This window comes from Pelagicoccus sp. SDUM812003, assembly GCF_031127815.1.
Taxonomy (GTDB): domain Bacteria; phylum Verrucomicrobiota; class Verrucomicrobiia; order Opitutales; family Opitutaceae; genus Pelagicoccus.
The window spans coordinates 377,108-400,232 of record NZ_JARXHY010000003.1 but is presented as its reverse complement, the minus strand read 5'-3'; the positions used below and the strand labels follow the sequence as shown (position 1 = coordinate 400,232).

Sequence of the window (23,125 nt, the reverse complement as noted above, 5' to 3'; positions counted from 1 at the left end):
CACCCGCCACCTAGGCGGCGCTCCAGCGACGCCGATCTCTCCTTTTATCCTTCTCAGGGTCTTATGAATCCTTCTCGGGGCAGCGAAACGAGCTTGGTTCAGCTATGATATCCCCAATTCTGCGGGCTGCCAACTCCCCGCAGCTAACAAGAACCATGAATGCATCCATTCATCAAATACGCTGCGAAATCGCCAACTCTCGCGAACACCCAGGATTCGATCTAGCAAAAATCGCCCGCGCCTGCGCTGTGGACCTCAAGCTTCCGGTCTCCCTCTCGATCGCCCAGAAACCCGCATCCGAGGGCACCTGCATCACACTTTGCATCCCCATCGAAGCTGCTCTCGCCTGCGACGCTGCTTGGAAGCTCGCAGGTCGCATCGCGAGCTTCTGCCCTCAGGCAAACGTCTGCGCTCAGATCCTCCCCACTCGCACTCCGACTCACAAATGGACCGACTCCCGACAACACCTGCCCCGGCCAGCCATCAACAAGCCCACGCGCCGATCTGCTTTCGGACCGATGCGGATGGACGAATAACGATCCCAAGAAACTGGATACACACCTTCGACCTCTCTGCCGAGAACTTTGAATCCATCTACCTCCAGACCAAGCACGCCTTCGCTCGTCTGGTCGCCCTCACCAAGCCGCCTATTCTTAATTGGAACCACGAGAGAGGTTTCGCGGGATCGGGAGACAATCGGCTGCTGATTCGTCCCGACTCGCATGCTTCTCTAGCCGGACGCGTGCAAACTTGCGACTGCTGCAGCTCCCCGGGACGCATCGAGTTTCGCAATCCCCACGGCCAAGAGTTTCTCCAAATCTGCGCCCCGCAGACAGTTCCTCCTAGCGAATGGGCACACTACATCAAAACGCTCATCGAATCTCCAGAAGAAGACGAGGCCGTTCACCTAGCGCTCGATCAGTTCCCCGCCGTTCCCGACACCGCGACGCTGCTTTCGCTTCATCCCTATTCCCTTGCCACATTCCTCCAACTCCTCGCCGAGAATGACGCAGCCATCGAGGTCACCCTAGCCAACTGCGAGTCCACTCATCGACGCCGGATTCAAATAGAAACCATCGAACTCAGCGACGACGCGATCGGAGTTTATTCCGAGCTCGCCTCCTTCCAACTCGGACTCAGGGCCGCTCGCAGCCTCCACTGCGATGCACGCTCCGCCAAGCGCCCCATTCTTTACATTGCAGGCCCCGACGACGCTCAGCTCCTCGCAATCGAACCAGCCACGGACCATTATTCGGAAGCGGTTTTCTCGCAGACACTAGGAAAGCTCTCGACCTGACTGCGTACCGCGAAACGCGCAAGAATCCCCATGACAGAACGCGCTACCGAAAGATTCCGTCTACTCATTTGTTTCGCCGGTCCCTTGCTGCTGCTCTTGATATTCGTCCTGCTCTGTCACCAATAGCGACAGGCGAAAACCTCTTCCAGCCGCCCGTTCTACCGTCACCCGCCACCCGTCAACTAGGCGTCACCCCAGCGTCGCCAGACCCGCTTTTATCCCGCTGGGGGTCGTAAGAATCCGTATGGGAGCGGCGCCGCGACCGTCCGAAGCGCTATTCTGCGCATGATGGCGCCGCCCGCGTTCGGGCAGTCGCCGCTTAGCAAGTACAAACGAGATTCAGATATGAACCACTTCAAAACTCTCATCCTGGGATGTTCCGTCAGCGCCTTGAGCCTACCCGCTGGGGTCTTGGCTCAGACAAGCGAGAGCGAGGAAGATTACGTTGTCCTCTCGAGCTTCACCGTCTTCGGCGACCACTACGACACCATCGGGGCCGCCACGCGGCTGCCCCTCAGCGAACGCGAGACGCCACAGTCGATCAGCCTGATCGATAGTTCGCGGCTAGAGCACGAATCCATGTTCAGCATGGACGACGTCATGCGCAACGTGACTGGTGTGAACGTTTCTCTCTACGATACGCAGCGCCCGCTCTACTTCTCCCGCGGATTCCAAATCACCGACTTCCAGGTCGACGGCATTCCGACCTACAGCAACGATACTAACCAAGAGTACGACACCGCCCTGTACCAACGCGTGGAAATCCTACGCGGAGCAAACGGACTTTTCAGCGGCTCCGGCGAGCCTTCGGGCACCGTTAACTTTCACCGCAAGCAGGCCGAGCGCAGCTTCGCCGCATCGGTTCGCCAAACCGTCGGATCCTGGGACTACTACCGCACCGAGGTCGACGTGAACACGCCGCTCTCTTCGGAAGGCCAGTACCGCGGCCGCGTGGTCGCCGCTTACACCGACCGCGACAGCTTCCGCGATCGCTACCACGAGGACAAGCTCGCTCTGCTGGCCACCTTCACGGGCGACATCACCGATACCACCTCACTCACCTTCGGCTACCAGACGCAGGACAACGATCCAACCGCCTCGGTCTGGGGCACCATTCCCTACTTCTCCGCTGACGGCTCGACATCAGACCTTCCTCACACCACCAACTTCGCCACCAACTGGGCCAAGTGGCAGCGCGAGTCCAACACCGCTTTCGTCAACCTAGAGCAGCAGTTCGGCAGCGACTGGCAGCTCAAGGCGGCTTACAACCACACCACCGGCGACGTGGTCAGCAAGAGCGTCTATCAAAACACCTACGGCGGCAGCTGGCTCGACAAGGAGGACGGCAGCGGGGTCATGCTCAGCGGCACCTACTGGGACGGCGACGACGTGCGCGACAGCCTGGATCTCTACACCAACGGTGTATTCAGATTGTTCGAACGCGAACACGATCTGGTCTTTGGCGCGAGCTACTCCGAATACGAGGGCGTCTCTCGCAACAATGACGCTGGCTACACCTGGACCTACTTCATTCCTAATTTCTACACTTGGGACGGTTCCGCCCCCGAGCTCACGTTCAACTACCTCGATAGCTACACCATCGAGCAAACCGAGCAGCTTGGCGTTTACGCCTCCACTCGCCTCCGCCTCACAGATTCGCTTTCCGCGATTCTTGGCGGCCGTATTTCAAATTGGGATACAAAGGAGTTCCAGCGCGACATCGATGGCGTCGTCACCAGCGTTTCCTCAGAATACGACGTCGACGGCGAGTTCACGCCCTACATCGGCTTCACCTACGACCTCAATCAAAACACCACGCTCTACGCGAGCTACACCTCCATCTTTGAACCGCAAAGCTACGTCGACGAAAACGGCGCCATTCTCGATCCGGTTGAGGGCACCAACCTGGAAGTCGGCATAAAGTCCAGCTTCGCCGACGGGCGAGCCACCTTCACCGCCGCCCTCTTCGAAGCCTCCCAAGACAACTACGCGGTTCGCGATCCTAGCTACATCGACCCGCTTCCCAACGGCAAGTACGTGTACTACGGCGTCGACGGCACCAAGAGCGAAGGCGTGGAGTTGCAGCTCTCGGGACAGGTCAACCAGGACTGGTCAGTGATTTTCGGATACACGCTCAACGACACATCTCGCCACGAGACCGATCTTATCTGGACTAACCTGCCGAAGCACCTCTTCCAGTTCTCCAGCCACTACCAGTTCCCGGGCAAGTGGCGTCGCCTGGCCATCGGTGGCGGGCTCACATGGCAGAGCGAGATCCAAGGCAGCAGCACCCATCCGACCGAAGGCAGCGCCATCGTGACCCAAGACGCCTACGCCTTGGCCAACATCCACCTCAACTACGAGTTCAACGAGAACTTCTCCGCCACGCTCAGCGCCAAAAACGCTTTCGACGAGATCTACCTCGCGAACCTCGACTACCCTAACTACGGCGAGCCGCGCAACGTCATCTTCTCCCTGAAGTGGAAGTACTAGCGTTGACCCGATCTGTCCGGTCGGCGCCCGGTCCTACAGCAGCACCATCTGTAGGTCGCCGCGCTGAGGCGACCTCCCAGGCCCACCCTTTCCCATAATAAAAAACAAACACCGTCCACCTGCGTCTCCGGCGCAGGTGGACTTCCCCTTTTCCATCCATGCGAAAGAAATTCTGGAAACTCCATTCCTGGCTCGGACTTGTCTGCGGTCTCGGTCTTCTGGTCATCGGCCTGACTGGCAGCGTACTGGTCTTCCACCAGGAAATCGCGAAAACGCTCCATCCGGACGAAGTACTCAACGCGCCACTCTCGTCCGATTCCCAGCGTCTCGCCACCTCGGAACTCACCACGAGGGTCGAGAAAGCCTTCCCCGACTTTTGGATACGCGGCTGGCTGTTCAACACCGATAGCGAATACCGAGACCGCGCCTACCTGATGAAGCGCGACACCGACGACTGGTACGTTCTCTATATTGATCCTTACACTGCGAAAACATCGGAGCGCCCTCTGCCCTACGATGAAACGATCTACGGTTGGTTCGTCCGACTCCACTACACTTTCTTCGCAGACCATTGGGGCATGGGCATCGCGGCTTTCTTCGCTCTGGGATACATCATTCTCGGCGTATCCGGCATTTATCTACATCGTCCGTTCTTCAAGGCGCTCTTTCGCCTTCGCTGGGGCGCGAGCGCTCGGATCCTCTTTTCGGATATTCATAAAGCCGTCGGCATCGCTACCGTGCCCATGAACCTGATACTGGGCATCACCGGCGCCTATTGGAACATCGCCCACATCGCCCACGAGCTTATCGAACACGCTCACGAAGAGGAGGAGCCCATGGCAAACGAATACGCCGGCACCACCGAACGCATCGACTCCCTGAGCGCCATCGCCGAGCAAAGCATCCCCGGCTACGCCCTCAACTACATCTACTTCCCAACCGAGGAGGAACCGATGTTCTACCTCTACGGACAACACCCTGGGGCGAGCTCCTTCCGCAGTCTCTACGGCAGCACCATTTGGGTGTCAGCCGAAACTGGTGAAGTGACCCACTCCTCCGACCTCCGGGAAGCCGGATTCTGGGCCCAGGTGACGGACGCCTTCGAGCCGCTGCACTTCGGCAGCTTCGGCGGCGTGACGACACAGGTTCTCTGGTGTCTCGCGGGACTCAGCCCCTCCATCCTCAGCCTCTCCGGCACGCTCATCTATATAAAACGCGGCAGGAGGAAAAAAGGGCGACGTACCGCCACCGCCCAGCCATCCCGACCATCACAACAGCGTATCCCGTGCGAGACAACATAGCGTCGCGATCAAGCGGGTATCGCTTGCTGATACCGATGCGCGCTGGCGCTCTCGCATCAGTGCCCTTCTCTGTCTTTGCGATTAAGAAGACGCGAGAAGACACCCTCAAGATCGTGATCGGCATCATGACTTTGACCATGGGAGTCTTAACGATCTACGGCGCTCTGAAATAACCCGCCTCAAGAACCTGTTTCGGGAGTCACAGGTTTCGGGCAATGGACGCGACGAGGCGGAAAAAGCAGCGAGGCAGCGACGGAGCTTGTCAGAATCACCGCGATGATCCCCAAGGACCAAGCGATGGGAAACTTTCCACCGAAAGCCTCGTTGAGCCACACCATCTTAAGGCCTACGAAGACCAGTACCAGTCCTAGCCCGTACCGCAGCAGGTGAAATCGGTCCATGACGCCCGCTAGCAGAAAGAACAGGGCTCGAAGTCCTAGAATTGCGAATACGTTCGAGGTCAGCACAATCATGGGCTCTCGCGTGATGGCGAAAATCGCTGGCACGGAGTCAAAGGCAAAAACGATGTCCGTCGCCTCGACAAAGATCAGACACACGAACAAGGGAGTGGCGAAGAGCTTGCCATCGCGACGGACGAAAAAGCGTTCGCCTTCCAGTTGGGGAGTGATCCTGAAAAATCGCTTCGTGAGACGTATCAGCGGGTTCCGATCCGGCTGCAGCGGTTTCTCCGGCAAAAGGAGAATCTTGATTCCGGTAAGCGTGAGGAGCCCACCGAACGCCCACACTACCCAATGGTACTGCATCAGAGCCGAACCAGCGGCAATGAAAAGCATCCGCATCAGCAGGGCTCCGAAAATTCCGTAGAACAAAACGCGGTGCTGATCCTTAGCGGGGATTGCGAAGAAGGAAAACACCACCGCAAATACGAAAATGTTGTCCACCGACAAAGCCTTCTCCACGACAAATCCCGTAAGGAATTCGAGAGCGACTTGATCTGCCAGCCTCGCGCTCTCCTCCAAAGCCGCAGCTCCCGTCACTCCCGAATCGGCCAAGGTCGTCAACAGAGGCTCGTATTGCGGAAACTTCCAATGAGCATACCGCCAAAGGCCGATGCAAAAGAGAAAGGCCAACGAAATCCACGTCAGGCTCCAAGCGGTCGCTTCCTTGAGAGAGACCACGTGCGCATGCCGGTGAAACACTCCAAGATCCAATGCAAGCATCGCCACCACGAAGAACAAGAACCCGGCGTAGAGCCACCAGTACTCCGACAACGGAAAAAGTATCAGGTTTTCCATGACATCTTGTCTCAAAACGGTGTTTGCCCATGAAGGACAAACGCGGTGGCGATGGTTTCTTCGAAAAGAACGGATCGAGCGGAATCAACCAGGCTGAGGCCGATCCTCCCCAGAAGAGCCAAAGCCAACAGAAAGACGACCGCTAGGAGCAGGGACACGAGGCCGACTCCGATGGCCAACCCATCCCCCTTGAGCCAGCCAAGGCTGATGGCGAGGATGCTAGCCGCGGGGAAAAAATTGCTGAAAGGGATCGGCAAGGGAAGCGACAGCAGCACAGCGCCAAGGACGAGGGCAAGCGCCCATATTCGGGCTAGCGGAGCAGCCACAAGCCAGGATCCCCGCCGCTTGAGCTTGGACTCCGCCCATCGCGTAAGCCGGGCGGCGAACCGCAAGATCGCAGGAAAGACTTGGCTGGGCAACTGACGTTGGGCAAGCCAACGAGGGAGACGAGGCTCCTTTCCCAAAGCCAAGGCAACTCCCACGCAGGCGATTGCCAAACCGAACGGCAGACCCAACCCGACCGTGGGAACCGGCTGACAAAACGGCAGCGCGAACAACGCGCAAACCAGAAGCGGAGGAGCGGGATTGAGCTGGTCCATCGCCTGCTGCAAGGTGAGATCGCCATCGTTGGCTCGGTCTGCCAATCGTTCGATACCCTTCGCGATGTCTTGCCCCGCCAAATGCGCCGGGCTTGGCGATTCTTCCTTTTGCTCCTCGACAGGAGCCGCCCCTAAAACCGGGGCGGCAGACGCAAAGGCGCGGCGTTGGGTGGGGGATCTGGCGGCGCTCATTTCACCATCGCCTTCGTGCGGCGAGCAGCCTGGCGGCGCGCCATTTCAGCCTTCCAGAGAGGCAGGGCTTCTGGAGTGAGCTCCGATGGCTTTAGCCTAGAAAGCTCTCCGTCGGACGCGCTTGAGTAGTAGGCCGTGAGGTTTTCCTTGTTCACGGGAGGAGTTAGAAGCGAAAGAAAAAAGTGATGGATGCGATGAAAATTCATTGATGTATTGATTATCCGTATACGGTGTTCATTTGGGTGCCGGAACGCATCGAAGCTGCCTATCGATCGACATCCCTTCGGCGCCCATTTCTTGAATGGCAACGTGCGCATTCCCCTCAGCTTGCGGCGTTGGTGAATGATGCGATTCGTCGAGACGCGAAGTCTAAATAGGCGTCTCGCCAAGATGCTCAGCCTCGGTCGCTCCCAGGTCGAAGGTAGTCACTTCGCCTGCGTGGAGAAACTCAGCCAGTTCGGAGCTTCCTTTGTCAGGATAGATTCTAACTGGCAATCGCAGCTAACAGGCTGCAGGACGCTGTCAGACGTCGCATCGCTAAGCGCAATGCGACCCAGCGGACTCGCTAACCGGAGTCGGAGGAGAACGACAGGCTAAGGTTCTGGAAATCCGCTCGCCTAGATTCTGGAGACAAGGCGCTCGCAAGCCCCGAATGCTAATGCCGTGGCGCGAGGGCGACTGTACGGATTCGGAAGGGAGCGCGTCGCCAAGATCGTCGACAGGCTCTTCTTGCTTACGGCTAAGCGCCTGACGGACGAGGGCGCTGGTTTGCGGGTTGACTACCGCCTCTTCCGAGTCGCTAGAAGCGGCGACGAGCAAGGTCGAGTCCGATTCGTCTCTAAGCTCGTGGCTGTCGCCTCGCTGGGTCGCGGCCGCGAACAGCGTGATCAAACAGAGCAGAGCAAATGAGAATCGGTTTCTTATGGTACAGGCTAATGAGCATGGAAGCGATGCTTGTCAATAGCGCCGCTAGAGCCGGTCTCCGACGAAACATCTACAAGAATCCCTCTCAGAGCAGAGGAAATCCCTCTCGGGGTGGCGGAGATTCCGAAAGACTGGTAGAGTCTTGCCATACTTTCGGAACACACAGTCTGTAGGAGGCGGCCTTGTTAGACGGGCCGCCTTCTCGCGTTTCGAGACCGTCCTAAGCCTCGTCGGGCAACTGAACGTAGAACGGTCCGTCAACCTGCTCCAGCGTATGATAGTTTCGGATACGCTGGATCGTCGCTCCGGTCAGCCAGTTGCCAGCCTCCACCAGCAGGATTCCATCCTTGGTGGAAAGATCCGACACCATGCACATGCCAGGCTTCAAGCTCTTAAGGTCCACCGTCAGCACATCCTTGTCCTTGGAAATGGAGGTCGTCAGGTAGTTGGGATAGTACTTGAAGCAAAGCCCGAGAATCTTCGGGTCGTACAGGCCATGGCTTTTGCTCATGATGTCAAAAGCAGCCTGACCGGAAATGCCATCGCGCTCGAGATCGATACGATCCTCGAAAACGCGCAGCAAACGGGCCCCGAGCGGTATCGACTGCTCCGATACATTGTCCTCCGGAAAACCGCTTCCATTGTAGCTTTTCCTCTGGTAGCGGATCATTTTCGCGACACGTTCCAAACGAGGTATGGCGGACACCAGCTCGTATCCAATTTCCGGTATCTTTCTGATAACGCTGGACTCGTGCACATTCAGCTTCTGCCCTCGCTCCAGCTTCAGTATCAACTCGCTGGGTACTGAGGTATAGCCAACGGAAGAAAGCAGAGCCGCGACCTCGTACTGCCAAAGCCCCTTGAGCTTGATGACCTTGAGAAACGGAACGAGGCAATCCTTGAGTCGTTGACCTCTGCCCAAGGCGAACGGAGCCACCAGACCGAGCACGTCGGTAAGCACCTTGACGCAGCCCGATACCGTCTGCTCGAGCATCTGCTGCTCGACCTGCTGCACCTTGTGGTGTCCTTCCGCCTCCTTGAGAGCCACCACCAGGTCATCGACCGAGCATGGCTTGTTGAGAAACTTGTAGACATGGCCACGGTTCACCGCTTCGACCGGCGTGTCCTGCTCCGCGTTTCCCGTCAACATGATGCGCACCGAGCCCGGCGAGATCTCGATGGTCTTCTCGAGGAAGCTCACCCCGTCCATGCCCGGCATCTTCATGTCCGAGACGATGATGTCGAAGGGACCATCGTTCTCTAGCATGCGCAAAGCCTCGGCCGCGCCTTCCGCGGTCGCAACGTCGTAGCGCTTTCGCAGGTTTCGACGAAACGCCGCAAGGACGCTCTTGTTATCATCAACAAACAGTACCTTCATGATCCGACTTCCTCCTGATCTTCGCTTGCGACCTTGTTCGTCTGCTGAATGGGCAGATGGACGCGAAAGGTGGTGCCGTGCCCGAGATCGGACTCGAAATCGATTCGCCCATGGTGGGACTTCACTACGATGTTTCGAGCCATGGCCAGCCCTTGGCCGGTGCCTTCCCCGATCCCCTTGGTGGTGAAAAACGGTTCGAAGAGCCGATCCCTGATCTCGAACGGAATTCCCGTGCCCGTATCGCTAACTTCGATACACGCATAATTCTCATCCCTCATGGTCCTGACTTCTATCGTTCCCATTCCCCTATCCGCCGCTTCGACCGCGTGGCTCGCGTTCACGATAAGGTTGAGCACGACCTGGTTGATCTCGTCGACCACGCAATCGATTTCCGGCAAGTCCGGGTCGAGCTGCAGCTTCACTTCCGCGACGTTCTTCCACTCGCCGCGCGAGATGTTGACAGTGTTTTCGATGGCCCGGTTGAGGTCGGCCTTCGATTTGCCAGGCTGCGAGGGATGGGAAAACTCCTTGAGCGAGCGCACGATGCGAGCGATCTGGTGGAGTCCTGAAGCGGTTTGATTGATGGTCTCGGGCATCTCCTCCCGAATGTAGTCGATCTCCGTGGCTTCCTTGAGAGCGTCGATGCGGTCGCAGCATTCCTGCAGCTCAGGAATGCTCTTGGCCTTTTCCAGAAAAGCGTCGAAGGCCGAAAAGAGCTTCTCCATCTCGTCGTAGGAATCCCGGATGAAGGCGATGTTGTCCGAAACGAACTGCGTCGGGGTGTTGATTTCGTGAGCCACGCCGGCCGCCAGCGAGCCGATAGCCTCGAGGCGCTGCGAAACGAGGAGTTTCGTTTCCAACTCCTTTCGCTTGTCCTCGCTGAGCTTCCGTAGCGTGATGTCGCGAGAAATGCCAAAGGTGCCGATCACTTCCCCGCGGGAGTCGCGCAAGGGCAGTTTGGATGAGGAAACCCAGGTTTCGGAGCCGTCCGGCCAGGTCTCGGTCTCGATCTTGTCCAGCAGCGGCACACCGCTCTCCAGGATCCGCTGCTCGTCCAGAAAGGCGTCGGCGGCGTGCGACAGGTCGTAGAAGTCGCAGTCCGTCTTTCCGATAACCTCGTGCGGATGCTCCAATCCGAATCGCTCGATCAGCATGCGGCTGGCCCGAATGAATCGGCTATGCCGGTCCTTGAAGTAGATGGCGTCCTGGCTGTTCTCCAGCAGAGCGGCCAACAGCTCGCGATCCATCCAGCCCGCCATAGCGTCGAAGCTGGCCGCTCCCACCGGCTCCGCCTTCATGCAGACGTATTTGCCGGAGCAGCTGCCGGTATGGGCCTTGATGGACAGTTCGACCTTGGCTGTCAGTTCGCTGCCCCACAGGTCCCTCAAGCCGATTTGGCCGCTCCAAGCGCCTAGGATGCGCAGACGCGGGTAGACCGCCGAGTCGAATCTCGCCTGATCGTCCAAGGCCACGATGTCGTGAAGGCAAAAGGTCCCCACGATACCTTCCTGGCTGCATGGGCTGAGCAACACATGCGCCGTGCCGTTCACGTATAGGCAGCGCATATCCGGGTAGTCGAACACCGCCAGAAAATGCCGGTAGTCCTCCTTTCGAACGCCATTCAGGAAGGAGTCTAGATAGCAGTCGATGCAGCGATCGACGTCTGGCGTGGTGGGTGCATCCGGGTCGGGCATAATGAGTCGAACCCTAAAATCGGAAGGAGAAGAGCGGGTTCGAGGGAAAGGCGCTGCATCTGCCCGTTTTAGCAACTAATAGACAGAGATTAACAGAGCTTTACAAAATCGCCTTGGATTCCGCTTCGGCCGCCGTCCGATTCCGCAAAAGAGCAAAAGAGGAGCCCGCTTTCGCAGAACGGTTGCAGACGGCCCCAAAGGTACCCAAGCTGCGCGGCATGACTCTCAACGAAGAATTACGCGACGCTCTCAACGCTCAGATCGGCATGGAGTTCCAGGCCTTCTATTCCTACCTCTCCATGTCCTCCTACTTCGAGGCCAACGCCTGGGACGGCTTCGCTCAGTGGATGGCCATGCAAAGCGGCGAAGAGCGCGAGCATGCCATGAAGTTCTACACCTACCTGCTCGATCGCGGGGCCACCATCGTCCTGCCCGCCATCGAGGCCCCAGCCTACACCTTCGATTCGCCGCTCGCGGTCTTCAAGGCCAGCCTGGCTCAGGAGCAAAAGGTGACCGCCGCGATCAATCGCCTCTACAAGATCGCCCACGACTGCGACGACTACGCGACCGTCTCCTTCCTCAAGTGGTTCGTGGACGAACAAGTGGAGGAGGAAAAAACCGTTTCGGACATGATCGAGAAGATCAAGCGAGCCAACGCGAACCCGGAAGCGATGATGCTGTTGGATCGGCTGGCCGGCGAGCGCCAGCAAGGCGACGAGGCCTAGGCTCCTTCCCGGCCACATCAGGGCCGAAGCGTCGGCGCTCTAGCAGGCGCTTCTGCCCTCTCGGGAGGCGAATCGATTGACCGAGCTAAGCAAGTCCGCGATCACGATGGGCTTGGCATGGCAGCCGTCGAAGCCGGCCTGGTTGATCGATTCGCGAACGTCGTCGGTCAATGAAGCGGTGACCGCCAAAACCGGCAGTGAGCTCCAGCGACGCTTGATGAAACGAAATACGTCGAACCCGCTGATGTCCGGCAGTTTCAGATCCAGCAGAACCACGTCGAAGCGATCGGACTCGATCCGCTCCAACGCTTCCCGTCCGGTGCCAGCCGCCTCCACCCGGTAGCCCGCCCGTCCGAGGCTCTCGATGATCAGGCGGCGGTTCGCCTCGATATCGTCAACGCAAAGCACCGCTTTCCCATTTCCATCCTCGCTCGGCAGTCCGCCGCCGACTGGAGCGGATTTCGCGACCTGATCCTCCACCAGGCTGAGGTTTCCCGCCGGCAGACGCACCGAGAAACGCGTGCCCACTCCCACCTCGCTCTCCACCGAAATCTCTCCCTGATGCTCCGTGACGATGCTGTTCACGATCGCGAGCCCGAGTCCGGCACCGGAGTGCACGCTGGAATCTTCGGGCGTCACCTGCTCGAAAGGTTCAAAAATCTGCTCGAGGTGCGAGTGCGGGATTCCTCTGCCCTCGTCCCAGACCTCGATCAACACGCTGCCAGGGTCCTGTATCAGCGATATCCCTACAGACTTGCCCGCCTTGGTGAATTTGAGAGCGTTCGAAAAGAGGTTGTAGATCACCTGCCTCACTCGAGTCGCATCCACCTCCGCGTAGACCGGCTTTTCGGGTGGATCATAGACGAGCCTGATCCCGCGTTGCTTCGCCTCCAGTTTAACCAGGTCCCAGACCAGCCCCACCAGCTCGCGCAGGTCGGTGAGCTGCTTGTCCAGAAGCATCTGCCCGGTTTCCACCCGCGACAGGTCGAGAATGTCGTTGATCAGGTTCAAGAGGTGCTTGCCGCTGGATTTCACCAGGTTGATGAATTCGGGGATGTTCTCGTAGCGCTTCGCCGAGAGCTCCAGCTCGATCAACTCGCTGAAGCCGATCACGCTGTTGAGCGGGGAACGCAGCTCATGGCTCACGTTGGCGAGAAACTCGTTCTTGCACTTGGTGGCCCGATCGGCCTCCAGCTTGGAGCGTAGCAGCTCGTCCCGATACCGAGCGTTGCTCAAGGTGGACCCAATGGTATCGCAGGCGATCTTCAACAGGTCGAAATGCTCCTTGTCCCACTGACGGAAGCTGCCTACCGAATCGAAGCCCACGAAGCCCAGCAAATCCTCGCCATGAAACATCGGATACACCACCAGCGACTTGATCTCCTGCTCCATCAGCACCTCGCGCAGATCGCCTCGCTCCATCTCCGGCACCGAAGGGATGTACACGTAGTCTCCCTTCTGAAAGGCCGCGATCCAGTCCGCTAGGATATCCATCTCCACCGTGGGGATCTGCTGGATCTGCGGCTCCACTCCATCGGCGCACCACTCGAAATCGTAGTAGCTGAGATGCTCGTCGTAATTGAAAGTGAATACGTAGGAGCGCTCCACGTTGGCGTAGCGGCCTAAAATGGCCAAGGCCTCGGTCACCGTCTCGTCCACATCTCCCAGCTGATTCGAAGCCAGCAACAGCGATACCTCTGTGGCGACAGACAAAAACTCGCTCAGGGAATCAAACGCTGGATCAGGCATGGAAGCTTGAAACTGTGGACCGAAAAAAGGCCTGACAAGACAATACTACGAGCTTTCCGCCACGCATGAACCTACCTACGAAAACACACTAGATCGATCGATTCGGCTTATGCTGGACTGTTTCAAAACACGAACCCGCATTCGCAAAATAATTCTTAAAAAGGCGGCCCCAGCTCCGAAACAAGGAGATACGGATCCAAATGAGGGGTATCCCTCGCATTGGCTCCGTATCGCCAAGAAATGTCTATCCAAAGCAAAAAAGCCCGGGCCTCGCTGCTCGGAATGGTCCTTCTATGGAGCGTCGGAATCGCTTCCGGGTCATGGCTGCTGCTCAACCACGAGTTCAACACCGGGGCCCTCTACCGGGCTCCAGCCGCTCTTCCTGAAGCGCTTCAAGACCATCGTTCCCCGGATCTGCCTTACTTGCTGGCGCTTTCGCTGCATCCGGAATGCGCCTGCTCCCGAGCGACCATCGAGCAGATCGACCGCTTGCTGGCCAAAAATCCCGATTCCATCCAGATCGTAGCCGTGCTGTCGGAGCAGCTTGCCCAAGGAAGCGAACTCGCCTCGAAGGGTCGCAGCTACCGGGAAGCCCTGGCGAAGCTTCCTCATACCACCATTCTGTCCGACGAAGACGGCTCCATCGCCCGACACCTCGGGGCGAGCCTTTCCGGCTCCATCGCCCTCTACGACGCGGACAACCAGCTGCGCTTCGAAGGCGGCATCACCTCCTCGCGCGGGCATTCCGGCTCCAGCGTGGGGCTTTCCGATCTGCAGCGCATCGCCCGCACCCTCGAGCCGCGCGAGCTGTGCCAGACCCCGGTCTTCGGCTGCTCGCTGGAAACGCCCGATCCCTGATCCCCACTACCTCTTCCCCTCATGCCTCTCCATCTTCTCGACAATCGCCTGGAACACCGGGCCCAGCAGATCTTTCAGCATCGAAGCGAAACCATTCACGCCCGCACCGACCGCTGGTTCGCCAAGCTCATGGCAGCGCAATGGGTCGGCGGCATCGCGGCGGCGCTTTTCTTCACCCCGCTGGAATGGAGCGGCGCCACTCCCTCGATCCATCTCAACGTCTGGGCGGCCATCTTCCTCGGCGGAGCCATCGCCAGCCTGCCGATCTATCTCAGCGTGACGCGACCGGGCGAAAGCGTCACTCGCCATGTCATCGCCATTTCGCAGGCCCTCTTCTCCGCCCTTCTCATCCACCTGACCGGGGGTCGCATCGAGACGCATTTCCACGTCTTCGGCTCCATCGCCTTTCTCAGCTTCTACCGAGACTGGAAAGTCATCGCCTCCGCCACCGTGGTGGTGGCCTTGGACCACTTCGTGCGCGGGGTCTGGTGGCCCGCCTCGGTCTTCGGCGTGCTCACCTCCAGCCCGTGGCGCTGGATCGAGCACGCGGCCTGGGTGGTCTTCGAGGACATCTTCATCGTGCGAAACTGCCTGGAAAGCGTGCGCGAGCTCAAGGTGCAAGCCCGCCAGCAGGCGGAGTTGGAACAAGCCAACGAACGCACCGAGCGCATCGTGCAGCAGCGCACCTCCGAGCTCGCTCGCAGCGAGCAGCGCTTTTCCGAACTGGTGAACCAGGTGGACGGCATCGTGTGGGAAGCGGATCCGAAAAACTACCAGTTCTCCTTCGTCAGCCAGCAAGCGGCCCGACTGGTTGGCTACCCGCTCGAGGACTGGACCACCCAAGCAGACTTCTGGAAGGACCACCTCCATCCGGACGATCGCCAGCGGGTGCTGGCGTTTTGCGAAGAACACACGAGAAAAGGCCTGTCGCACGAATTCGAATACAGAATGATCACCCGCGACGGCCAAGAGATCTGGCTGCAGGATCTGGTGTCGGTGGAAACCAAGGACGGAAAACCGACGCAACTGAGAGGCGTCATGATCGACGTCACCGATCGCAAGCGCTCCGAGTCCGAGCTGCGAGCCGCCAAGGAAGCGGTCGAAGAGGCCAACGCCTTGCTGGTGGAATCGCTCAACGAGGCCAAGCGGCTGGAAGAGGAAGCTCAATCCGCCAACCGGGCCAAAAGCGAGTTTCTCGCCACCATGTCCCACGAGATTCGCACTCCGATGAACGGCGTCATCGGCTTCACCAACTTGCTTCTCGACTCTCGTCTCGACGACGACCAGCGCGACTTCGCGGAGTCGATCCGAAACTCCAGCCACGTGCTGCTGGGACTCATCAACGACATCCTCGACATTTCCAAGATCGAGGCGAGCAAGCTGGAGATCGAAGACATCGAATACGATCTGAGCCAAGCCATCGACGAAGTGGCCGACCTGCTTTCGCCAGTGGCGGAAAAGAAGGGCGTGGAGATCGCGGTCCTGTTCGAAAAGGACTTCTGCCGCGACATGGTGGGAGACCTGGGGCGCGTGCGCCAAGTGATTCTCAATCTCGCGAACAACGCCATCAAGTTCACCGACCAAGGGCACGTGCTCACCCGCATCGGCGCGCATCCGGAGAATAGCGAATTCATCCGTATCGAAGTGGAGGATACAGGCATCGGCATCCCTGCCGAAAAGCAAAGCCGGCTCTTCTCCAGCTTCACCCAGGCGGACTCCTCCACCACTCGGCGATTCGGCGGCTCCGGCCTGGGGCTGGCGATTTCCAAGAAGCTGGTGGAGCTGATGGGAGGAGAAATCGGCCTGCGCAGCGTGGAAGGCGAAGGCTCGACCTTCTGGTTCACCTTGCCCCGAAAGACCCAAGCCAGACCGCCGCAGACGCTCGAACTATCCGCCAGTCTGCGCCAGCAGAGAATACTGGTGGTGGACGATCACAAGATCAACCGCGACCTTCTGCGCCACCAGCTGGCGGACTGGTCCATCCCTTGCGAGGTGGCCGAAAACGGACACGAAGCCTTGGCGGCCCTAGCCGAAGCGCAACGCGCCGGGCAGCCCTTCACGGTGGCGATCCTCGACTATTTCCTTCCCGACATGGACAGCGCCGAACTGGGGAAACGCATCCAGCAGTCCGGTTCGACCCCACCACCGCGCCTGATCGCCCTAGGCTCCGCGGCTCATCGTCTAAAGCTGAAGCGACTGCTCTCCGACGGGTTCCAGTCCCACCTTCTCAAGCCACTCATTCGCCCGCAGCTGCTTCACGCCGCCCTGACCCAAGCCTTGGACTACACCCCGAAACAGGAGGCCGACCAGCCCTCCCTCCCCCAAGGTCCCGCCCACCTAGACTCCGGATCCAAGCAAAGCGAACCGGCCAGCGAAACGAAACCCTTTCGGGTGCTGCTGGCGGAGGACCACGCCATCAATCAGAAGCTCGCCACGCGTCTGCTGGAACGCCTCAACTGCCGCGTCGATATCGCCGCCAACGGAATCGAAGCGGTCGACATGGCGCGGACGCTGCCCTACGACGCCATTTTCATGGACTGCCAAATGCCGGAAATGAGCGGCCTGGAGGCGACCCGCGCGATCAGGGATTACGAAAGCAAGCAAAGCTCCCAGACCCGCGTGCCCATCGTAGCCATCACTGCAGGCGCCATGGAAGGCGACCGCGAAGTCTGCGTGGAAGCTGGCATGGACGACTACCTAACCAAGCCGCTCAAGTTCGAGAGCCTCGCCAAAGCGGTCGATCGCTGGTGCGTTTCTACCCGCCCCCAAGCGGTCTGCGACTGAAGCCGACTTGCCTGTATCGAGTTTTCCCCAACAACGAAACGCCTAGGCATCTGACGAAAAAACCGTTCAGCGCAATGCTTGCCTGCAGCTGCGAAGGTCCGTAAAAGGTCGGTTTTTCCATGCGCAGCATATCAGACCTTCAGCACTCCCACACCTTCGGACAGGAAGAACGCCAGGACGGCGAACGCCGCACCCTGATCGTCATCGCGATCACCTTCGCCATGATGATCATCGAAATCGGAGCAGGCGTCTACTTCGGCTCCATGGCATTGCTAGCCGATGGCTTGCATATGGCCTCGCACGCCGCCGCCCTCGCCATCAACGCCTTCGCCTACATCTACGCTCGCAGAAACGCCGCCAACCCGCGCTTTTCCTTTGGCACCGGAAAAGTGAACGCCCTCGGTGGCTACACAGGCGCCCTGCTGCTCGCCGGTTTCGCGGTGATGATGGCTTGGGAAAGCGTCGAACGATTGCTCAACCCCGTGTCGATCGCCTTCAACTGGGCCATCGCCGTAGCGATCATCGGACTGGTGGTCAACGGCGCCAGCATGCTGCTGCTCGGAGAAAAAGGGCACCACCATCACCACCACCATGGCGAAGAGGAGCATCACCACCACGAGGACGACCACCACCAGCACGGCCATCATCATCATCACGAAGGGGATCATCACCATCACGACCACAACCTTCGCTCGGCCTACTTGCACGTCATGGCCGACGCCCTCACTTCCGTCACCGCCATCGTGGCCTTGCTGGCCGCCAAGTACTTCGGCTGGATTTGGATGGATCCCTTGATGGGCATCGTCGGTTCGCTTCTGGTAGCGAACTGGTCCCTCGGCCTGATACGCTCCACCAGCCAAACCCTGCTCGATCACCAAGCGAGCGACGAGCGACTCGAAACCCTGCGGGCAGCGGTGGCAGGCGCCGACGCCAGCGTGACCGACCTGCACCTCTGGTCCATCGGTCCCGGTCTCAACAACGCCCAGATCACGATCGCTAGCGCCAGTCCGCTGGCCCCCGAACAGTACAAGCAACGCATACCGAAGGCCCTCAACGTGGTGCACGCCACGGTGGAAATCCACAAGATTCCCGCTCGATAAAACGCCAGAGCCGGGCCTCAACCCAACTAATCCTCGCCATGAAGGGCCGCCTTCCTCAACCTACGCGGCTTTCTAAAACCGTCCCGAACAAAACCCTCTTTCATACCATGGTGGATAAAGCAGAAAACGAAGACCCAAGCCCCGAAACGCCCTCTCCTTTCGAACCCGCACGCAAAGCCATCGCCAAGGCGGACGCCACCGCCCAGCGCGATCCTCGCGCCATCGAAGAGGCCATCAAAGGTTTCGACGAAGCCCTCGCCTTGCTCGACGACGCCTCCCTAGAGGAGGGGACCGAAAAGCAGCACCTGCGCGGCTGGGCCGTGATGGGCAAGGCCAACGCCCAGGTGAACACCCATACCAAGGAGGGCATCGAGGCTGGAATCCAAGGCTACCAGGAAGCGCTCAAGCACTTCGAAGCGATCAAAGAGCCCAATCCCTCCCACTTGGCGGACATCGCCGCGGTCTGGGGAAACATCGGGCATACCCAGTTCCGCACCGGACAGAAGGAAGCCCTGGCCCAAGCGGAGAACTGCTTTCACCAGGCCATCAGCATCCTGGAGAAACTCCCCTGGAAGGAGAACGCCCGCTTCCGCCACCAGCTCGCCGCCACCTACCTGAACCTCGGAAACGCCTTCGCTCGCCAGAGCAACCCGGCGAAACCGGAAGTCCGCACCATCAACGCCTTCGAGGCCGCCCTGCGCATTCTGGAGGATCAGCCGGTCGAGGAGTTCGCCATCGGCTCCCTGGTGGCGAATATCCGATCCAGCGTAGGTCGGGCCCTGATGTGGAGCTCCGACAAGAGCAACCTGCAGCAGGCGGTCGCCTCCTTCGACGAAACCATTCGCGTGCTGGCCAAGATCAAGCAAAAGGACGACCCGCGCCTGGCCATGGAAATGGCGTCCGCCCACGCCAACCGGGCCAACCTGCTCAGCCGAGCCCAGCCGTCCAAGGAATCCATCCAGGAGACCATTTCCTCCTCCGAGTTCGCCCTGCGCATCGTAAAGGGACACGAGGAAAACAACCTTCTGGCAGCGGAGGTATCGCTCAGCGCCCGTCGCTCCCTCTGCCACGCGTTCGGGCTCATCATCGGCGGCCAGAGCGCCGAGAAGCAGCAGGAGATCCACGACAAGGCATCCGACCTGCTCGAGGACGGACTGAAGCTGGTCAAGACCTGGGAAAGCCGCGGAGCTCGCGGCCTTCGCCCCTCCGCCCAGCACCTCTTCCACCTAGGCTGCGCCTTCTACTGCACCCAGCAGCCCCACTTCCTGCCCGAGTTCGTGAACGAAAACCTCAATCTGGAAGAACCGGACCAAGTGATGCGCGAATCCGCGGAGCGCACCATCAAGGAGGCGCTCTCCCGCATGGAAAAGGCGGACGCCGCCGACAGCGAAGTCGCCAACGTGCTCAAGAAAACCTTGGCCAAGGTCGAAGCCCCCGCCCCCAAGGAAGAGGAGCCCAAGCAGGAAGCCTGAGCGATTCCCTTTCATTCACTTCAAAAGTAGGGCGTGGCCGCCGAGCCACGCCTTTCCCGTATCCCAAATCATCAATGGAGGAGCTACGCCTCCAAGCGCTCCCCCCGGAGCAAGCCCCCGGACCTACGCCGGCTCTTGCACCACCTCGGGGCGAAATCCCTTCCACATGAAACCGAGGGCCGCCACGCTCAACGCGGCGCAAAGCAGGTAGACGTGGCGCTGATCGACCGACGCCACATGCCCGGACAGAGCGGTGCCCACGAAGCGCGAGACGCCGATGATCAACATGGTGTAGACGCCCTGGATGGAATTGCGATTCGACTCCGTCGCCAAACCGTTGATGTAGGTCGGCGGTATCACCATCATGGAGCAAATCATCGCCCCGTGAAAGACTTGAGTCCCGATGGCGACCGGCAGATTGGGAAATGCGAACATCAGGGCGAAGCGGAGGATAGTGAGCCAGATGCCGGCCAGCATGACCGCTCGATGCCCCCAGCGACGCTGCCAGGTGGATAGTTTCACGATGAAGTACACCTCCAGCAAGGCCCCGGACATGATGACGATGCCCACCCAGTGGCGGGCCAGCCCCAGATCTTCCGCCAGGTAGACCGGGTACATGGTGTGATAGGCCGCCGAACAGGCCAGCAGCAGAAACATGCTGGCGGAAAAGAACAGCGTGTCCTTGCCCAGCAGGGCCTTCAAGGCGTCGCTCGTGGGCAGGCCCTGGGCCCGCTTCGCAGTTTCCCGTCTCCCGCGATCCGGCAAGGCCATGGCGTTAAAGGCCAGCAATGCGAAGCAGCCGATGCCAAACCAGACGCCCAGCGTCACCGAGCCGCTGAGCTTGATGGGATAAAACAGCATCACAAGCAGGGCCATGTAGCCCACCGTGCCCCAAACCCGGATCTGATTGTAGTGCAGCTCCGGCCCTGCCTCTTCCTGACGCATCTTCTGCACGCCGAAGGTGATGCCGTCCTGCAGCGGAATCATGGCCGTCACCCCGAGCGAGTAGAGAAAGTAGAACGCCGTGAGCGCCCAGTAGGTCTGGGCCCAGAGCAGAGCGAGCAAGGCAAAGCCCGTGCAAAGGCTCAAGACCGTCACCAGCCGCCGCGGCGACATCCGAGTATCGGCGATCAAAGTGATCAACGCGGGGCTCAAAACGATCGCCCATCCGGCCATGCCGAGGGAGTAGCCGATATCCTCCGCGTCCATGCCGCGTTCCCTGAAAAGCAAGGCCACATAAGGCTGCACCGACGCCAAGGAGCCGAAAAGAAGGAAAAACTGGAGCTTGAGCGCACGCATCGAAATAAGCGAAACGCTGAACCATCGCTAATGCCCTCCCTGAAGCAACCGCTTTTGCCACTCCGACTAATGAGCCAGAGGTCGATTCCACTTCCCAAGCAGTGGATTTTCCCTAGAAACCCCCTAATATGCCTGACCCAAAATCCAACAAACTCACTCGTCGCCATTTCGTAGGAGCCGCCGGAGCCGGACTCGGCCTCGCCGCCCTCTACTACAACTGGCCACGAAACGAAAAGGAAACCAAGAACCCAGCCCTGCAAACGGCCCCCGAAGCGGGCCCTTCGCTGGGAATCGCGCTCGCCGGCCTCGGCATGTACGCCATCGGCGAGCTCGCGCCTGCCCTGCAGCAAACCAAGCGCAGCCACCTCGCTGGCCTCATATCCGGCACCTCAAGCAAACGGAAGAAGTACGGCAAGGAGTACCAGATCGACGATCAGCACATCTACACCTACGAAACCTTCGACCAGATCGCTGACGACGACGCCATCGACGCTGTATATGTGGTATTGCCAAACGCCATGCATGCCGAGTACTCGATTCGCGCCGCGGAAGCGGGCAAGCATGTGATCTGCGAGAAGCCCATGGCGGTGTCGGTCGCTGAATGCGAGAAGATGATCGACGCCTGCAAAGCCAATGGCGTCACACTCAATGTCGGCTACCGCCTGCACCACGACCCGCACCACGACGCCCTTCGCGAAGCCGCCAAAACCTTGCCTCTCGGCCCGGTGACCTCCATCCAGTCCGAATTCGGCTTCCGTATGAAGGACCTGAGCCACTGGCGCTTGCACAAGGAGCTATCGGGAGGAGGGCCTTTGATGGATGTAGGGATTTATTGCATACAGGCCGCTCGCTACTGCACCGACGAAGAGCCGATCGCCGTCACCGCTCGCGAATACAAGACCGATCCCGAAACCTACTACAGCGTGGAGGAAACGATCCTTTGGGAAATGGAGTTTCCAAGCGGCGTCGTAGCAGCCTGTCACAGCTCCTACAACTATCGCTGCGAGCGGCTCTACGTCGCGTATTCAAACTATCATACAGCAGAGCTCTCGCCCGCCTACTACTACCGAGGCATCGAGGGCAACCTCGGCAAGGAGGTCTTCGACTTCGGCGACCATTCGCAGCAAGCCGCGCACATGGATGCCATTTCCCGCTCCATCTACGACGGCATCCCCACCACCACCGGCGGAGAGGAAGGGCTGCAGGACATGCGCATCATCGAAGCGATCTACAAATCCGCTCAAAACGGCGGCATCCGCGTTTCCCTAGCCTAGGCTAGCCAGTTGAGGACAAACAGATCCGCGCCCAGCACGGCGCGTCTGTTTGTCCTCATCCTTTCTGACGCTTGGCTAAATGCACCGAAAGCGCGTCCGCAAGCTCTGCCAGGACCAGAAAGGCTTGCTGGAAGCGAAGACGCATCGCCTCGTCCACCATTTGGCCGGCCTCGCGATACTCGAGAAACCCTTTGCTCAAGAGAATCGCTCCAGGAATCCCGGCGGAGCTCAACGACGCCAGACGATCCGCAACCGTCTCCCTTGCAAGCGCCTCCAGAAACGCGTCGTCATTGCACGCTAGCGAGACCCCGGCAGGCAGCTCGCGAGAGGCTCCATTTTCGAGCGAGGCGAAGCGGGCCTGAGGCGACGTATCCTTAAAACCGATACGGAGCTCGAAACCTCCGGCGAAAAGCGTTTCGAACACCAGGGAGGTCCATTCCTGGCGACGTTTCCCTTTTCCATGAAAGTGGTGATAGAGCGAAACGTCGTATCCGCGATAGTGACCCGCTAGGGTATGGCGTTCTCCGATACCCTTTCCCCAGACGCTTCGCGTCACCTTCTGGCTCAGACCGAAGCGCTTTTCCAGGATACCGTACTGGACCAAGGTCTTATCCAGCTTCGTCCCAATGAAACGAGGCAGGATCAATAGCGACAGCGCCGCAACAAGTCCAACTATGAGAATCGCCACTGGAGTAGGAGCAAAGCGTTCGAAGCGCCTTTGAGCAAGCGG

19 protein-coding genes are annotated in these 23,125 nt (G+C 59.3%); 11 read left to right on the top strand and 8 right to left on the bottom strand.

Going from position 1 to position 23,125, the window contains the following annotated elements:
- Nucleotides 1-155 precede the first annotated feature (155 nt).
- The 5 genes from QEH54_RS06125 to QEH54_RS06105 all read left to right on the top strand — a co-directional run bounded on the left by QEH54_RS06125 (nucleotide 156) and on the right by QEH54_RS06105 (nucleotide 5,264).
- Entirely contained in the window at nucleotides 156-536 is a 381-nt protein-coding gene (locus tag QEH54_RS06125; RefSeq protein ID WP_309017763.1) for a hypothetical protein, read from the top strand.
- Nucleotides 446-1,297 carry a hypothetical protein gene (locus QEH54_RS06120; RefSeq protein WP_309017762.1) on the top strand — a complete coding sequence of 284 codons (852 nt, stop codon included), beginning with the start codon at nucleotides 446-448 and terminating at the stop codon, nucleotides 1,295-1,297. The genes QEH54_RS06125 and QEH54_RS06120 overlap by 91 nt, the downstream gene beginning before the upstream one ends.
- Nucleotides 1,298-1,642: 345 nt before the next feature.
- Entirely contained in the window at nucleotides 1,643-3,790 is a 2,148-nt protein-coding gene (locus QEH54_RS06115) for a TonB-dependent siderophore receptor (protein ID WP_309017761.1), read from the top strand.
- A gap of 158 nt (nucleotides 3,791-3,948) precedes the next feature.
- Entirely contained in the window at nucleotides 3,949-5,091 is a 1,143-nt protein-coding gene (locus QEH54_RS06110) for a PepSY-associated TM helix domain-containing protein (RefSeq protein WP_309017760.1), read from the top strand.
- Nucleotides 5,076-5,264: a hypothetical protein gene (locus QEH54_RS06105; RefSeq protein WP_309017759.1), complete on the top strand. Its 189-nt coding sequence runs from the start codon at nucleotides 5,076-5,078 to the stop codon at nucleotides 5,262-5,264. Before QEH54_RS06110 ends, QEH54_RS06105 begins: the two co-directional genes overlap by 16 nt.
- 6 nt (nucleotides 5,265-5,270) lie before the next feature.
- Here the strand turns inward: QEH54_RS06105 and QEH54_RS06100 are convergent, their stop codons facing one another.
- The 5 genes from QEH54_RS06100 to QEH54_RS06080 all read right to left on the bottom strand — a co-directional run bounded on the left by QEH54_RS06100 (nucleotide 5,271) and on the right by QEH54_RS06080 (nucleotide 11,134).
- Entirely contained in the window at nucleotides 5,271-6,347 is a 1,077-nt protein-coding gene (locus QEH54_RS06100; protein ID WP_309017758.1) for a TerC family protein, read from the bottom strand.
- A gap of 11 nt (nucleotides 6,348-6,358) precedes the next feature.
- On the bottom strand, nucleotides 6,359-7,138 hold the full coding sequence (locus QEH54_RS06095) for an exopolysaccharide biosynthesis protein (RefSeq protein WP_309017757.1): 780 nt from the start codon (nucleotides 7,136-7,138) through the stop codon (nucleotides 6,359-6,361).
- On the bottom strand, nucleotides 7,135-7,293 hold the full coding sequence (locus QEH54_RS06090; RefSeq protein ID WP_309017756.1) for a hypothetical protein: 159 nt from the start codon (nucleotides 7,291-7,293) through the stop codon (nucleotides 7,135-7,137). The genes QEH54_RS06095 and QEH54_RS06090 overlap by 4 nt, the downstream gene beginning before the upstream one ends.
- 989 nt (nucleotides 7,294-8,282) lie before the next feature.
- The gene (locus QEH54_RS06085) at nucleotides 8,283-9,440 is read right to left on the bottom strand and encodes an HD domain-containing phosphohydrolase (RefSeq protein ID WP_309017755.1); all 1,158 of its coding nucleotides are present in this window, start codon (nucleotides 9,438-9,440) and stop codon (nucleotides 8,283-8,285) included.
- Nucleotides 9,437-11,134, bottom strand: a complete 1,698-nt coding sequence (locus tag QEH54_RS06080) for an ATP-binding protein (protein ID WP_309017754.1) — start codon at nucleotides 11,132-11,134, stop codon at nucleotides 9,437-9,439. The genes QEH54_RS06085 and QEH54_RS06080 overlap by 4 nt, the downstream gene beginning before the upstream one ends.
- Nucleotides 11,135-11,352: 218 nt before the next feature.
- Here QEH54_RS06080 and QEH54_RS06075 point away from each other — a divergent pair, with 218 nt between their 5' ends.
- Entirely contained in the window at nucleotides 11,353-11,859 is a 507-nt protein-coding gene (locus tag QEH54_RS06075) for a ferritin (RefSeq protein ID WP_309017753.1), read from the top strand.
- Nucleotides 11,860-11,898: 39 nt separating this feature from the next.
- Here QEH54_RS06075 and QEH54_RS06070 read toward each other — a convergent pair whose 3' ends face one another.
- Nucleotides 11,899-13,608 (bottom strand): ATP-binding protein, encoded by a 1,710-nt coding sequence (locus QEH54_RS06070; protein WP_309017752.1) that lies wholly within the window; start codon nucleotides 13,606-13,608, stop codon nucleotides 11,899-11,901.
- A gap of 240 nt (nucleotides 13,609-13,848) precedes the next feature.
- Here QEH54_RS06070 and QEH54_RS06065 point away from each other — a divergent pair, with 240 nt between their 5' ends.
- The 4 genes from QEH54_RS06065 (at nucleotide 13,849) to QEH54_RS06050 (ending at nucleotide 19,822) form a co-directional block, all read left to right on the top strand.
- Nucleotides 13,849-14,466, top strand: a complete 618-nt coding sequence (locus QEH54_RS06065) for a hypothetical protein (RefSeq protein WP_309017751.1) — start codon at nucleotides 13,849-13,851, stop codon at nucleotides 14,464-14,466.
- 21 nt (nucleotides 14,467-14,487) lie between these two features.
- Entirely contained in the window at nucleotides 14,488-17,250 is a 2,763-nt protein-coding gene (locus QEH54_RS06060; RefSeq protein WP_309017750.1) for a response regulator, read from the top strand.
- A gap of 119 nt (nucleotides 17,251-17,369) precedes the next feature.
- On the top strand, nucleotides 17,370-18,350 hold the full coding sequence (gene dmeF / locus QEH54_RS06055) for a CDF family Co(II)/Ni(II) efflux transporter DmeF (RefSeq protein WP_309017749.1): 981 nt from the start codon (nucleotides 17,370-17,372) through the stop codon (nucleotides 18,348-18,350).
- Nucleotides 18,351-18,457: 107 nt separating this feature from the next.
- Nucleotides 18,458-19,822 (top strand): tetratricopeptide repeat protein, encoded by a 1,365-nt coding sequence (locus QEH54_RS06050; protein WP_309017748.1) that lies wholly within the window; start codon nucleotides 18,458-18,460, stop codon nucleotides 19,820-19,822.
- A 123-nt stretch (nucleotides 19,823-19,945) separates the two neighbouring features.
- On the opposite strand, the gene QEH54_RS06045 is transcribed toward QEH54_RS06050, so the two are convergent.
- Nucleotides 19,946-21,121 carry an MFS transporter gene (locus tag QEH54_RS06045; protein WP_309017747.1) on the bottom strand — a complete coding sequence of 392 codons (1,176 nt, stop codon included), beginning with the start codon at nucleotides 21,119-21,121 and terminating at the stop codon, nucleotides 19,946-19,948.
- A gap of 128 nt (nucleotides 21,122-21,249) precedes the next feature.
- Between QEH54_RS06045 and QEH54_RS06040 the strand changes: the two genes are divergently transcribed.
- Nucleotides 21,250-22,395: a Gfo/Idh/MocA family oxidoreductase gene (locus tag QEH54_RS06040; RefSeq protein ID WP_309017746.1), complete on the top strand. Its 1,146-nt coding sequence runs from the start codon at nucleotides 21,250-21,252 to the stop codon at nucleotides 22,393-22,395.
- 55 nt (nucleotides 22,396-22,450) lie between these two features.
- On the opposite strand, the gene QEH54_RS06035 is transcribed toward QEH54_RS06040, so the two are convergent.
- Entirely contained in the window at nucleotides 22,451-23,083 is a 633-nt protein-coding gene (locus QEH54_RS06035; protein ID WP_309017745.1) for a hypothetical protein, read from the bottom strand.
- Nucleotides 23,084-23,125: the final 42 nt, after the last annotated feature.